This window comes from Pseudomonas sp. YuFO8, assembly GCF_035065025.1.
Taxonomy (GTDB): Bacteria; Pseudomonadota; Gammaproteobacteria; order Pseudomonadales; family Pseudomonadaceae; genus Aquipseudomonas; species Aquipseudomonas putida_AE.
In genome coordinates, this window is record NZ_JAXDEQ010000005.1 from 39254 (window position 1) to 52446 (window position 13193).

The 13193-nt window shown below is 57.4% G+C and carries 11 protein-coding genes and 3 pseudogenes; 6 read left to right on the top strand and 8 right to left on the bottom strand.

The genetic code is table 11. The annotated features are described in order from the left end of the window. Positions 1–113: 113 nt before the first annotated feature. Positions 114–438 (top strand): annotated as a pseudogene (locus SOP95_RS06280) (RHS repeat-associated core domain-containing protein); the annotation flags it as partial. Positions 439–1077: 639 nt separating this feature from the next. Here SOP95_RS06280 and SOP95_RS06285 read toward each other — a convergent pair. Further along, a pseudogene (locus SOP95_RS06285) lies at positions 1078–1275 on the bottom strand (inner membrane CreD family protein); the annotation flags it as partial. A gap of 165 nt (positions 1276–1440) precedes the next feature. On the opposite strand from SOP95_RS06285, the gene SOP95_RS06290 reads away from it, so the two are divergent. The 3 genes and pseudogenes from SOP95_RS06290 to SOP95_RS06300 all read left to right on the top strand — a co-directional run bounded on the left by SOP95_RS06290 (position 1441) and on the right by SOP95_RS06300 (position 3033). After that, on the top strand, positions 1441–2298 hold the full coding sequence (locus tag SOP95_RS06290; protein ID WP_323606578.1) for an RHS repeat-associated core domain-containing protein: 858 nt from the start codon (positions 1441–1443) through the stop codon (positions 2296–2298). Between the two features lie 219 nt (positions 2299–2517). Further along, positions 2518–2680, top strand: a pseudogene (locus SOP95_RS06295) (RHS repeat-associated core domain-containing protein); the annotation flags it as partial. 35 nt (positions 2681–2715) lie between these two features. Continuing rightward, positions 2716–3033 (top strand): hypothetical protein, encoded by a 318-nt coding sequence (locus SOP95_RS06300; protein WP_323606579.1) that lies wholly within the window; start codon positions 2716–2718, stop codon positions 3031–3033. 197 nt (positions 3034–3230) lie between these two features. Here the strand turns inward: SOP95_RS06300 and rloA2 are convergent, their stop codons facing one another. Further along, positions 3231–3734: a retropepsin-like aspartic peptidase RloA2 gene (gene rloA2, locus SOP95_RS06305; RefSeq protein ID WP_274075557.1), complete on the bottom strand. Its 504-nt coding sequence runs from the start codon at positions 3732–3734 to the stop codon at positions 3231–3233. A gap of 165 nt (positions 3735–3899) precedes the next feature. Here rloA2 and SOP95_RS06310 point away from each other — a divergent pair, with 165 nt between their 5' ends. Next, a complete protein-coding gene (locus tag SOP95_RS06310) occupies positions 3900–4787 on the top strand; it encodes an acyltransferase (protein WP_274075558.1) in 888 nt (295 codons plus the stop codon). A 1-nt stretch (position 4788) separates the two neighbouring features. On the opposite strand, the gene SOP95_RS06315 is transcribed toward SOP95_RS06310, so the two are convergent. Next, on the bottom strand, positions 4789–5355 hold the full coding sequence (locus SOP95_RS06315) for a DUF2780 domain-containing protein (RefSeq protein WP_323606580.1): 567 nt from the start codon (positions 5353–5355) through the stop codon (positions 4789–4791). Positions 5356–5580: 225 nt separating this feature from the next. Between SOP95_RS06315 and SOP95_RS06320 the strand changes: the two genes are divergently transcribed. Further along, positions 5581–6663 carry an RHS repeat-associated core domain-containing protein gene (locus SOP95_RS06320; protein WP_323606581.1) on the top strand — a complete coding sequence of 361 codons (1083 nt, stop codon included), beginning with the start codon at positions 5581–5583 and terminating at the stop codon, positions 6661–6663. Positions 6664–6721: 58 nt separating this feature from the next. Here SOP95_RS06320 and fdhA read toward each other — a convergent pair whose 3' ends face one another. The 5 genes from fdhA to SOP95_RS06345 all read right to left on the bottom strand — a co-directional run bounded on the left by fdhA (position 6722) and on the right by SOP95_RS06345 (position 13184). After that, the gene (gene fdhA / locus SOP95_RS06325) at positions 6722–7921 is read right to left on the bottom strand and encodes a formaldehyde dehydrogenase, glutathione-independent (protein ID WP_323606582.1); all 1200 of its coding nucleotides are present in this window, start codon (positions 7919–7921) and stop codon (positions 6722–6724) included. Positions 7922–8066: 145 nt separating this feature from the next. After that, on the bottom strand, positions 8067–8924 hold the full coding sequence (gene purU, locus SOP95_RS06330; protein ID WP_046818241.1) for a formyltetrahydrofolate deformylase: 858 nt from the start codon (positions 8922–8924) through the stop codon (positions 8067–8069). A gap of 147 nt (positions 8925–9071) precedes the next feature. Further along, a complete protein-coding gene (locus SOP95_RS06335) occupies positions 9072–9704 on the bottom strand; it encodes a sarcosine oxidase subunit gamma (protein ID WP_323606583.1) in 633 nt (210 codons plus the stop codon). Positions 9705–9840: 136 nt separating this feature from the next. Continuing rightward, a complete protein-coding gene (locus SOP95_RS06340) occupies positions 9841–12858 on the bottom strand; it encodes a sarcosine oxidase subunit alpha (RefSeq protein ID WP_274075561.1) in 3018 nt (1005 codons plus the stop codon). Continuing rightward, complete coding sequence (locus SOP95_RS06345) at positions 12855–13184, bottom strand: sarcosine oxidase subunit delta (RefSeq protein ID WP_274075562.1); 330 nt, start codon at positions 13182–13184, stop codon at positions 12855–12857. Before SOP95_RS06345 ends, SOP95_RS06340 begins: the two co-directional genes overlap by 4 nt. Positions 13185–13193: the final 9 nt, after the last annotated feature.

Sequence of the window (13193 nt, forward strand, 5' to 3'; positions counted from 1 at the left end):
CAACGACCCTATCAGTTCTGCTAGTAGGCAAAAAATGAAAAAAATCCGATGCTGAAGGTCCGACTTTATGAACCGTACCTGGAGCTCGGTCAATGCCTATACATTCCAGTAAAACAGTCCTGCTCGCGACCGATCAACAGCGCTCGGTCCTAAATGCCCTCGACGCGAATAGGCCTCACCCCATCGCCTACTCACCCTACGGCCATCGGCCGGCAAAAAACGGCTTGCTCAGTTTGCTCGGGTTCAACGGCGAACGTCCTGACCCGCTGACCGGGCACTATCATTTGGGCAATGGGTATCGGCTGTTCAATACGGTGTTGATGCGGTTTAACAAACCGGACAGTTCGAGTCCATTTGAAGAAGGAGGAGTGAATGCCTACTCGTATTGCGAGGGTAACCCGATAGGCCGGTGCGACCCGACTGGACATTCATTTTTGTCGATGATCAGGAAAATGGTCACGTTTGTGACACCTGCCCATCCGGCTGCAACGCTCAAGCTCACGGCATCAACCGCTGCGGCGGTAGTAGGCGCCGCCGGGTTTATGGTAGAGGCTGACGATGAAACGGCAAACACCGCACTTCTAATTGGGTCAGGTCTTCTTTTAGGCGCTGGATTAGGAGGGATGTACCGATTCCGTCCCTCCAGGACTCCTCGACTGGCATCGACACCTAATACCGTTACCAGGGGAGATTTTGAAATGGGTCCTCTGAGAAGCTCTCCTGCCGATCCCCCCACGATCCAGCAGTTCATTCCTCGCGCTAGAATCCCTGGAGTTGGCAGCCCCTCCAACGCCGCCAACCTACATATAAGAACCACCTGAACAAGTAAAAAGGGAAAAAAGGGCACAGATATATTTAAAAAGGAGTGTGCCCTCCGACCGGAGACGTCGCCCTGTCCGACGGGATCATGGACGCAGCGGCGTTGATCCGTTACAAGGTCTGGTTTTTCGCCGACTGGACCGGGCTTTTCACGAGCAAGTCGAACGCACCACACCGGATCAACCGGAAACAACCCGAAAACCAGCGTCGCCAGCACCTCCCCTTCCCGCTGATCTTCCCGCAACCCCAGCGACCGACTCATTCCATCGCTCCAATATCGAACGCCAACGGCTTGGCCGCTTTCTGTCCGACCCCATACCAACCCAGTTTGCGGGTCAGCACCATGAACACCCCGAGCAAGCCGAACAGCAACAACGACCCCATCAACAGCGCGTAATCCTCGGCACTCAACAAGCCATAAAGCAGGCCGTACAAAGCCGCCAGCCCCACCGAAAAAGGGAAAAGGAGGGAAAAGAGAGGGAAAAGGGGACGGATTTATTTAAAGAACGGCCTTCGATGCTGGCGACGATGCCGAAGGTTTGACACGGTAGGCGCCTTCACCCTAGCAGTTCTGATAGTAGGCAACGCCTGAGAAAACTACGATGCTGAAGGTCCGCATTCATGACTTTCAGCATCGGAGCTCCACCCATGCCTACGTCTTCACGCAAAACAATCCTACTGGCTACTGATCAACAGCGCTCGGTGTTGAATGCACTCGACGCGACGCAAAACCATCCCCTCGCCTATAGCCCCTACGGCCACCGTCCTCGTGGAAACGGCTTGCTCAGCTTGCTCGGTTTTAACGGCGAACTGCCGGATCCGGTCACCGGGCAATATCATTTGGGCAAAGGGTATCGGCAGTTCAATCCGGTGTTGATGCGGTTTAACTGTCCGGATAGTTGGAGTCCGTTTGGGAGTGGAGGAATCAATGCATATGCATATTGCAATGGAGAGCCAGTACTTGGGGCAGACCCCACAGGGCACTCCAATATATTCATGAGTGCCTGGAAAGGCTTTAAAAATACCTTTTTGGGAAGAATCCCAAAAAAGCTAAGAACGCCGACTCCCGTTGCTACACCAACCGCCGCGATATCAGAAACCTCTATTAACCAAAGCCATCTCAGTAACGCACCGACGTTCGATCTCGACAATTTATCCGAAGCAGAAAGAAACCTAAACTACGGAATAAAACCTAGAAAAAACTTCCCGCCGCAGCCTAAAGCAAGTAAAAAAAGAACAGCAACTGCAGTCAACAAGAAACCCACAAAAGTAGAGTTTAATAATTCAGATTCCCCTAGTCACACACAACAGGAAAACCTACTAACGACCGCTCGTAAGAAGTATATTAAATCTGCACCCCTTAATAATTTAATTGCGGATAATGACGGACTATTGAAGATTATGGAACAGCCTGGACCTTCAAGCAACATACAAAAGTTGTCAACCATCCAAAATGAAATTATCCGCCGCACAACCTAAGCAGATCTAAAAGAAATAAGGGGACGGATTTATTAAAAGTCTGGCGACTATGCCGAAGGTTGACACGGTAGGCGGCTTCACCCTAGCAGTTCTGATAGTAGGCAACGCTTGAGAAAACGCCGATGCTGAAGGTCCGCATTCATGGACCTTCAGCACTGGAGCTCAACCCATGCCTACGTCTTCACGTAAAACAATCCTGCTGGCTACTGATCAACAGCGCTAACTGGGCATTATCATTTAGGCAAAGGGTATCGGCAGTTCAACCCGGTATTGATGCGTTTTAATAGCCCTGATAGATGGAGCCCCTTTGGGAGCGGTGGATTGAATGCATATGCGTATTGCGTGGGAAATCCTATAAATCGGAAAGATCCAACGGGTCATTCTCTAGTACCCGCCAGGTTTTTCGATGAAATATTCATGAACATCTATAAGTTGATGAAAGGCTCGCAGAGTGAGCACTTCACGAACATCGTAGAATCTACAGAACAACTATTTGGCGGGATAGAGAAAATAAAATTTCTCGCAAACAGTAAGAGCACCCACCCAGAAGCATTAATTGCACGCGAACTACTCACCCCAAAAAAACTTTCTCACTTCAATAAAATAACGCCTTCAGATGCAGTAACCGGTATCAAGTATCTCCATACCGCCGATGAACACATTCGCAACACCTTGGATGCAGTCATTACAAATACCGGCCTGCTCAATCCAAGAAACCCTTTTTTAAACATCTGAATAAAGTAGAAATAATAAATCTGAGGACCGACCTACTTACTCAAAAAAATGAACTGGCAAGTGTCATTTCCCATGTCTCATCCCTGCGCATTGATGGCACCAGTCGTGTCGCCGGAGACTTCAACGCAAATGATTTTGTTGAGACCGCGAACAAAATCAGAGACTCACGATGAGGCCAGGCAACCCTGAGTTAACTATTAACAATCCGGCTTGTCCGCCGTAAACCGTCGCGCCGGATTCACGGCCGCACCAAACTCTCGCAAGGCCTTGGCACCAATCAACAGCGGGTAATTGAAACTGCTACGGTCGGTGAGGTTAACCTCGACCGTTCGCTTGACGTTGCCCAGGCACAACTCCAAATCCACCACCGGACGCTTGGTCGGCGCGGCCACATCTTCATCCTCGTCCTCTTCTGAACGGGTCTTGATCTTGCTGATGCGCGCGACCTTATGTTCATAGACCTTGTTGCTCGCACCCTTGGTCGCCAGGCGGAATCGCACCCAGTCTTCACCATCACGAGTGAAGGTCTCGATGTCCTTGGCCGAAAGCGATGCGGTCAGTGCGCCGGTGTCCATTTTAGCCTTGAGCACTTCACCACCGATTTCCGGCAGCGAGATGTATTCGTAGCGCCCGTACAGAGTCGGCTCGGCGGCCATGACCGGCAGTGCGAGGAGTGAAAGCAATGCAAGAAGGGATTTCACGTACTGGGAGTCCTTGAGGAGTTGGCAGCGCAATTTTAGACCGTTGTTGAGCTGATCGTTCCCACAAGGGTAACGGTCCGGAGGTGAAACATTCGTCAGCGCCGATTTGGCCTGTCGTCCGAAGCTGCTTATCATGGCGCGCCCTAACGCTTCCAAGAGTCATTTATGCGCCGCCTGCTCACCGGCTGTTTCGTCACATTGCTGCTGTTGCTCAACACGCTGGTCCTGATCGGACCTTTGATGGTGTTCGCCTTGCTCAAACTGGTCCTGCCCGGGCGTTTTCGCGATTACGCGTCCTCGGTGGTGATGTGGATTGCCGAGACCTGGTCGGAAATCGACAAGCTGATCTTTCGCCTGTGCATCCCCACTCAATGGGATATTCGCGGCGGTGACGATCTGCGTCGCGACACTTCCTATCTGGTGATCAGCAATCACCAATCCTGGGTCGATATCCCGGCGCTGATCCAGACGCTGAATCGACGCACGCCGTTCTTCAAGTTTTTCCTCAAGAAAGAACTGATCTGGGTGCCGTTCCTGGGCCTGGCCTGGTGGGCGCTGGATTACCCGTTCATGAAGCGCTACAGCAAGGCGTTCCTGGCGAAGAACCCGGAGTTGGCCGGCAAGGATCTGGAGATCACCCGACAAGCCTGCGAGCTGTTCAAGCGCCAGCCAGTGACCGTGGTCAATTATCTGGAAGGCACCCGTTTTACCGCCGCCAAAAGCGCCCATCAGCAGTCGCCCTTCACCCACCTGCTCAAGCCCAAGGCCGGTGGCGTGGCGTTTGTACTGGCGGCGATGGGCGAACAGCTGGATGCGATTCTCGACGTGACCGTGGTGTATCCGCAGCCGGCGATTCCGGGGTTCTGGGACTTGATCAGCGGCAACGTGCCGCGGGTGATCATCGACATCAAGACCCGCGAGCTCGACCCGGCGCTGTGGCAGGGCGATTACGAAAACGATCCGCTGTTTCGTGAGAAGGTCCAGAACTGGGTCAACCAGCTCTGGATCGAGAAGGACCGGCGTATCGACGAGTTGCGCGCCGAAAGCCGCTGAATCAGCTGCCGATTCCGGTGCCGGTGCCGGCACCCCAAATGCCACCCAGGCTTTGCAGCAGCGAACCGCCGACACCCTGCTGACCGAAGTATTGCAGGATCACCGGCGCAAACACGCCGATCATGCCAGTGTCCATGCCCAGGGCGCTGAAGGCGTTGTTCAGGTCGTTGGTGTCCTTGACGTTGCCCAGGGCGTTATCCAGTCCTGCGGATTTACCGGTCGCCCCCAACAAGCCGGCGAGCGCGCCCAGTTCGCCGCCGCCCGACAGTGTGTCGATTCCAGGTACGCTTTTGGCCAGCTCCGAATAGTCGGTCGAACTCAATTGATTCTTCGCCAGCCCGAGCATCGCCCCGGCACCGCCGACGGCTTGTTGTGGCGTCACATTCAGTTGGCTGAGCGCACCCAGCAGGTCCGCAGTCTCCGAAGTCGGCGCAGCATCCGTGGCCGCGTTGCCGCCCTTCATCCCCGCAATGGCATTGACCGCATCGCCCATGCTGAACTGTGCGAAGACCGGGCTGGCCACGAAGGTCATCAGGGAAGCCAGTACCAAACCGCGTGAAATCTTCATCCAGACATCCTCTTGTGCCATGAAACCGCCCGGTGTATGGACGGAAAAACTCCCGATTTGACCGGGTATCTACAGGCATGTTCCTCAGACCTGTGTCCTTTTCAAGCCGCTCGTCGCAACTTCCGCCAGAAGGCAGCCCACCTATCAGATCTGCTAGTACACAGCCTCGGTCGAGTGCGCCAAAGTGAAACTTTAAATTGACCACTTCTCCAGGGAGCTTTGGCCATGCGGTCCAACCAGGAAATGCTGCTCTGCCAATACCGATACGACGCAATGGATCGACTGATCGACTGTACTCCTTCTGTGTCAGTGAAGACCCAGCGCTTCTACCTGAAAGATCGCCTCGCTACCGAGATTCAAGGCACGGCACACCGTTCGATCCTGCAGCATGAGGATCATTTGCTGGCGCACCAGCAACGCCAAAACAACACCCTGCGAATCCATCTGTTCGCAACAGACCAGAAACGCACGGTGTCGAACTCGCTCGATGCGGGTCTACTTCATCCGTTCGCATACACACCATACGGTTTTCGTTCACCGGAAAACGGCATGCTCAACTTCCCTGGCTTCAAAGGCGAGCGACCGGATCAGGTGACCGGATACTATTTGCTTGGGAACGGTTATCGGGCGTTTAACCCAGTGTTAATGCGCTTTAACAGTCCAGACAGCTGGAGTCCGTTTGGAGAAGGCGGATTGAATGCGTATGCGTATTGTTTGGGAGATCCGGTGAATCGAGTGGAATTGGATGGACACTGGTCGATATTGGGCGGGCTCAAATCCCTTCTCAGAACGGCTGGACTCAGAAAATCAAGTCGAGTTGCGGAGTCAACGATTCAAAATGGCCGGATAGACAGCGTTGGTATTTTGTCAGATAGGATAGTTTACTTTGACAGTGTTTTTGAAGGCAGAAGACAATTAAACATCGAAGCGCATGGAAGCAAGCCATCATTATTCAGAAAATCAGCGCTCATTAGTAACGAAAAACATCTGACCCCAAAGCAAATTCACTCAAAACTCTTACAGAAAAAAGTCGACTTGCGCACTTACGACAATATCCACCTTATTGCTTGCTACGGTGGAAACGATGGTGGATCTTCGTTTGCAGGACGCTTAGCAAAAATCTCCAAAAAACCAGTAGACGGTTACTTGGGATCGGTAGCTATCTCTAGATCAAGAAGCCCACTTAAAGAATTAGAGTTACGCACGCTAACAAATACAGCAGAGGGTGCTCTTGACGTTAAGTTCAAGGGACAAAAAATCGCAAGCGACCTTGAAAAAATGGGAAAGGCTATTCGATACAACCCATAAAGTATTTCCCTTTCGTGAAAGAGGGCGACTGTACGTCGCCCTCTCATCCACGCCCCCTTTACGCCGCACTAAACAACTTATGCGGATCAATCACAAACTTCTTCGGCACGCCCGCATCGAACTCGCCGTAACCTTCCGGCGCCTGATCCAGGCTGATGACCTGCACGCCGACCACTTCAGCGATGTTGATGCGGTCCCACATGATTGCCTGCATCAGCTGGCGGTTGTACTTCATGACCGGGGTCTGGCCGGTGTGGAAGCTGTGGGACTTGGCCCAGCCGAGGCCGAAGCGGATGCTCAGGCTGCCCATTTTCGCGGCGGTATCCACAGCACCTGGATCTTCGGTGACGTAGAGGCCAGGGATGCCGATCTTACCGGCCACGCGCACCACACCCATCAACGAGTTGAGCACGGTGGCCGGGGCTTCGTGTTTGACGCCGTCATGGCCGTGACCGCGGGCTTCGAAGCCTACGGCGTCGATGGCGCAGTCCACTTCCGGTTCGCCCAGCAGCGCAGCGATCTGTTCGTGCAGCGGGGTGTCGGAAGACAGGTCGGCGATTTCGAAACCCTGGGCCTTGGCGTGGGCCAGGCGGATGGTATTGACGTCACCGACGATGACCACCGCCGCGCCCAGCAGGCGAGCGGAAGCGGCGGCGGCTAGACCCACTGGGCCGGCACCGGCGATGTAGACGGTGCTGCCTGGGCCAACGCCGGCGGTCACGGCACCGTGATAGCCGGTCGGCAGGATGTCGGAGAGGCAGGTCAGGTCACGGATTTTCTCCATGGCCCGGTCGCGATCCGGCAGTTTCAGCAGGTTGAAGTCGGCATACGGCACCATGGCGTATTCGGCCTGGCCACCGGTCCAGTCGCCCATGTCGACGTAACCGTAGGCACCGCCCGGACGGGCCGGGTTGACGCTCAGGCACACGCCGGTGTGCATTTCCTTGCAGGAACGGCAGCGCCCGCAAGCCACGTTGAACGGTACGGACACCAGGTCGCCGATCTGCAGGTTCTCGACGTCGCTGCCCTTCTCGATCACTTCACCGGTGATCTCGTGCCCCAGCACCAGGCCGGTTTGTGCAGTGGTACGGCCGCGCACCATGTGCTGGTCGGAACCACAGATGTTGGTGGAAACCACACGCAGGATGACGGCGTGGTTGATCTTCCTGCCGCGCGGGTCCTGCATTTTCGGATAGTCGATTTTCTGTACTTCGACCTTGCCAGCGCCGAGATACACCACACCACGATTGCCAGACATGCTTTCACCTCGCTGTTGTTTTTATGTAGCGGTCGCGTCGCCTGGGATCGGCGGCGCGTTGATTGCTCGGGTTATTGCCTGTGTGTCTTGCGTTGTTTGTTGCGGCCCCTTCGCTGGCAAGCCAGCTCCTACAGGGGGAGGCGATCTAGAGAACGACTGTTCTGTTCGCGTTCAAAAACACTCTTCTCTCAATGTGATACCCGACGGCCCGGGCCAGGGTCAGCCCTTCGATATCCCGCCCCTTGGCGATCAGGTCTTCCGGGTAATGGCTGTGATCCACCACCTCCACGCCTTGGGCAATGATCGGCCCTTCGTCGAGGTCGTTGTTGATGTAATGCGCCGTGGCGCCGACCAGTTTCACGCCCTTGTTGTAGGCCTGGTGATAGGGCTTGGCACCCTTGAACCCGGGCAGCAGGGAGTGGTGGATATTGATCGCCTTGCCATCGAGCTTGCGGCACAGCTCCGGCGACAACACCTGCATGTAGCGGGCAAGGATCACCAGTTCGGCACCGCACTCTTCGATCACCTGCAACACCTGACGCTCCTGGGACGGCTTGTCGTTCGGGTCCAGGGGGAAATGGTAGTACGGAATCTGGTGCCAGTCGGCCAGCGGCTTGAGATCGGGATGGTTGGAGACCACGGCGGCCACGTCCATCGACAGCTGGCCGATGCGTTGGCGGTAGAGCAAGTCGTTGAGACAATGATCGGCCTTGGAGACCATGATCACCACTTTCGGCCGGTAATGCGGCGGGGTCAGTTCGAAGATCATGCCGAAGGATTCACCACGTTCGGCCAGCCCTGCGCGGAAGGACTGCTCGTCGAAGCCATCGGGTTGACGGAATTCCACGCGAATGAAGAAGCGGCCCGAGAGCCGGTCGTCGAAGGAATGGTGCTCGGTGACGTAGCAGCCCTGCTCGAACAGAAAGCGCGTCACCGCGTCCACGGTGCCGAGCACGCTGGGGCAGTCGGCGGTCAGAATCCATGTGTCTGGGGCGCGGCTCATAGTGCGGTGACTCCTGAGAAATCGGTAAACCTGCCTGTAGGAGCGAGCTTGCTCGCGATGGACGTCAACGATAACGCGTGCATCCTGATGCAATGCGTCGCCCTCTGGTCCTTCGCGAGCAAGCTCGCTCCTACAGGTGATCGATGGTCAAGCCTGAACGCTAAGGCCATATTCGGCAGAAGCATCCTGCAACCACAACCACCAGTAATCCGAGAAGCTGCGGCGGATCAGCAGTTCCCAGGTGTCTTCGGCGGTGTGACGGATCACCAGTTGCGACTTGGCGAACACCGTGCCGACCGCCTTGCCCACCGGAAAGTTGTTGGGGTGCACGTCGTAACTGGTGGACTTCATCAGCACCTGGCGCACGTTCGGGCCGCTTAGTTCGAGGATCTGCTGGCCACCGCTGACGTTGACGATCTGGATATGCAGGTCGCCCAGCGCTTCACGCAGCTTTTGCTCGGCGGCGAATTCTTCGCCGGTCGGCACGATCAGCAGCCATTCATCCGGCCCCATCCATTGCAGGCTGGTTTCACCTTTGACGGTGACGGTCAGCGCACCTGGCAGTTCGATCCCGAGCGCCTTCTGCACACCGGCGGCGAACGCGGCATCGTGGCCGTCGCCACGGATGGTCAGGTGGCCGAGGAGTTTTTTCTCGCGCACGGTCACGCCGGCGCTCTTGCGACCCTTGCCCACCAGGCTTGGCAGGTCGGCGTGATGCAGCGACGACTCGGCCTTGGCCCCGGTGGTTGGGCGTTGTTGGTAAACATTGGCTGCGGTCATAAAGCACCTTTCCTGAATTCTGTTGGTTCTTGTGGTGGCTGCACTGCCGTCATCGCCAGCAGGGCTAGCTCCCACATTCAACTGTGGGAGCTAGCCCTGCTGGCGATTGGCAGCCCGCCCACAGATCTCGAGGTCGTTAAACGTTCTGGCGTTCGCCCTTAGGATCGAAGAACACCGAAGAAACGATTTCCGCCTCGATCACGCTGCCGTCCGCCAGTGGCGCGAACACACGCTCACCCATGCGGTTCAGGCCGCCCTTGACCACGCCCATGGCAAACGAATAGCCCAGGGAGTTGTGCGCGTAGCTGGAGGTCACGTGGCCGACCATGGTCATCGGGATCGCCTGCTTGGTGTTGAACACCAATTGCGCGCCTTCCGGCAGCCATTTGTTCGGATCGATCGGCTTCAGGCCAACCAGTTGCTTGCGCTGGTCACGCACGCAGTCTTCGCGATTCATCCCACGCTGGCCGATCCACGAGAACGGTTTGGTGCGACCGACACACCAGCCCATGTTCAAGTCGTCCGGAGTCATCGAGCCGTCGGTGTCCTGGCCGACGATGATGAAGCCCTTCTCGGCCCGCAGTACGTGCATGGTTTCGGTGCCATACGGCGTCAGGTTGTACTTCTTGCCGGCGTCGACGATTTTTTCCAGCACGCCCATGGCGTAGTCGGCTTGCACGTTGACTTCGTACGACAGCTCGCCGGTAAACGAAATCCGGAACACCCGCGCCGGCACACCGCCCACCAGGCCTTCTTTCCAGGTCATGAACGGGAAGGCTTCGTTGCTCAGGTCGATGTCGGTGACTTCGGCGAGCAGCTTGCGGCTGTTCGGCCCGGACAGGGTCATGGTCGCCCAGTGATCGGTCACGGAAGTGAAGTACACCTTCAGGTCCGGCCATTCGGTCTGGTGGTAGATTTCCAGCCATTGCAGCACGCGTGCAGCGCCGCCGGTGGTGGTGGTCATCACGAAGTGGTTGTCGGCCAGGCACGCGGTCACGCCGTCGTCGAAGACCATGCCGTCTTCTTTGCACATCAGGCCGTAACGCGCCTTGCCCACGTCTAGCTTGGTCCAGGCGTTGGTGTAGATGCGGTTGAGGAACTCACGCGAATCCGGGCCCTGGATGTCGATCTTGCCCAGGGTCGAGGCGTCCAGCAGGCCGACGCTGTCGCGCACGGCTTTGCATTCGCGCTTCACGGCAGCATGCATGTCTTCACCGGATTTCGGGAAGTACCACGGACGTTTCCACTGACCGACGTCTTCGAACTCGGCGCCGTTTTTCAGGTGCCAGTGATGCAGTGCGGTGAAACGCACCGGCTCGAAAATGTGCCCACAGTGACGACCGGCCACGGCACCGAAAGTCACCGGCGTGTAGTTCGGACGGAACATGGTGGTGCCCATCTGCGGGATGGTCACGTTCAGCGAACGGGCGGCGATGGCTAGGCCGTTGACGTTGCCGAGCTTGCCCTGGTCGGTGCCAAAGCCCAACGCGGTGTAGCGCTTGACGTGCTCGACCGACTCAAAGCCTTCGCGAGTCGCCAATTCGATACCGGCCGCGGTGACGTCGTTTTGCAGATCGACGAATTGCTTCGGCGCACGCGCAGTGACTTTCTCGTAAGGCACTTGAAACAATGCCAGCGTCGGTTCTTCCTGGCGGACCAGGGCTTTTGGCAACTTGGCTTCGACCGGACCGAAGCCGGCTTCGCTGGCCGCGCGAACGCCCCCTTCAAAACCGTCGGCCAGGGAATCGCCGAGGCCATAGACACCGTTGATGCCACCGACGCATACGCGTTTCTGCGGCGCCTCACCCGGTACAAAACCGAGGATGTCTTCGCGCCAGATCGGCTTGCCACCCAAGTGCGAGGCCAGGTGGACCACCGGGCTGTAGCCGCCGGAACTGGCGACCAGGTCGCATTCGAGCCATTCGCCCGGGCTGGTGACCTTGTGTCCTTTGACATCGATCGCCGCCACGCGCGCAGCGGTCACGCGCTTGCTGCCACGGGCTTCGATCACGGCGCTACCGGTGAGGATGCGGATGCCTTTGGCACGCGCCTCTTCCACCAGCGCACCACGCGGGTTGCTGCGGGCGTCGGCGACGGCCACCACTTGCAGACCGGCATCGAGCCAATCCAGCGCAACGCGGTAGGCATGATCGTTGTTGGTCGACAGCACCAGCTTCTTGCCCGGTGCCACGCCGTAGCGGCGAACGTAAGTCGAGACAGCGCCAGCGAGCATGTTGCCCGGCACGTCGTTGTTGCCGTAGACCAGTGGACGCTCGTGAGTGCCGGTCGCCAGCACCACACGCTTGGCACGAACCCGGTGGATGCGCTGACGCACCTGGCCAATCGGTGCGCGGTCGCCGAGGTGGTCGGTGAGGCGCTCGTGGATGGTCAGGAAGTTATGGTCGTGGTAACCGTTGACCGTGGCGCGCGGCAACAGCAGCACGTCCGGGGTGTCCTTCAATTCGGCGATGACGCTGGCGACCCACTCGGTCGCAGGCTTGCCGTCGAGGCTTTCGCGGGAGTCGAGCAGGCTGCCGCCGAACTCTTCCTGCTCGTCAGCCAGGATCACACGGGCACCGCTGCGTGCAGCCGCCAGTGCAGCGGCCAGGCCTGCAGGGCCGGCGCCGACGATCAGCACGTCGCAGTGCTGGTTCATGTAGTCGTAGGTGTCCGGATCGTTCTCGGTCGGCGAGCGGCCAAGACCGGCGGCCTTGCGAATGTACTTCTCGTAGGTCATCCAGAACGATTGCGGGTACATGAAGGTTTTGTAGTAGAAGCCCGGTGGCATCAGCTTGCCGCCGACCTTGCCGAGAATCCCCATCATGTCGTTGTTGACGTTCGGCCAGCCGTTGGTGCTGGTGGCGACCAGGCCCTGGTACAGCGCTTGTTGCGTGGCGCGTACGTTCGGGATTTGCGTGGCTTCGGTGGCGCCAATCTGCAGCACCGCGTTCGGCTCCTCGGCACCGGCAGCATAGATGCCGCGCGGGCGGGAATACTTGAAGCTGCGACCGATGATGTCGACGCCGTTGGCCAGCAATGCAGCGGCCAGCGAGTCGCCCTCGAAGCCTTTGTAGCTCTGGCCGTTGAAGGTGAAGGTCAGGACTTTGTTGCGGTCGATCCGTCCGCCGTTGGACAGGCGATTGGTCTGGCTCATACCTTCTCTCCCAGAGCCGTGGTGGCCGCTTTCGGGCTATCGGTCTTGTCGGTGAATTGTGGCTTGGCGCCGATCTTGTAGGTTTCGAGAATCTCGTAGGTCACGGTGTCACGGGTGGCGTTGAAGTACTGACGGCAACCGGCGACGTGGTCCCACAGTTCGTGATGCAGGCCGCGAGGGTTGTCGCGGAAGAACATGTAGTCGCCCCACTCCTCGTCGGTGCAGCTGTTCGGGTCCAGTGGGCGCGGGATGTGCGCCTGGCCGGATGCGTGGAATTCCTCTTCGGAGCGCAACTCGCCGCAGTGAGGACAGAAGATATGCAACATGGGGATTTC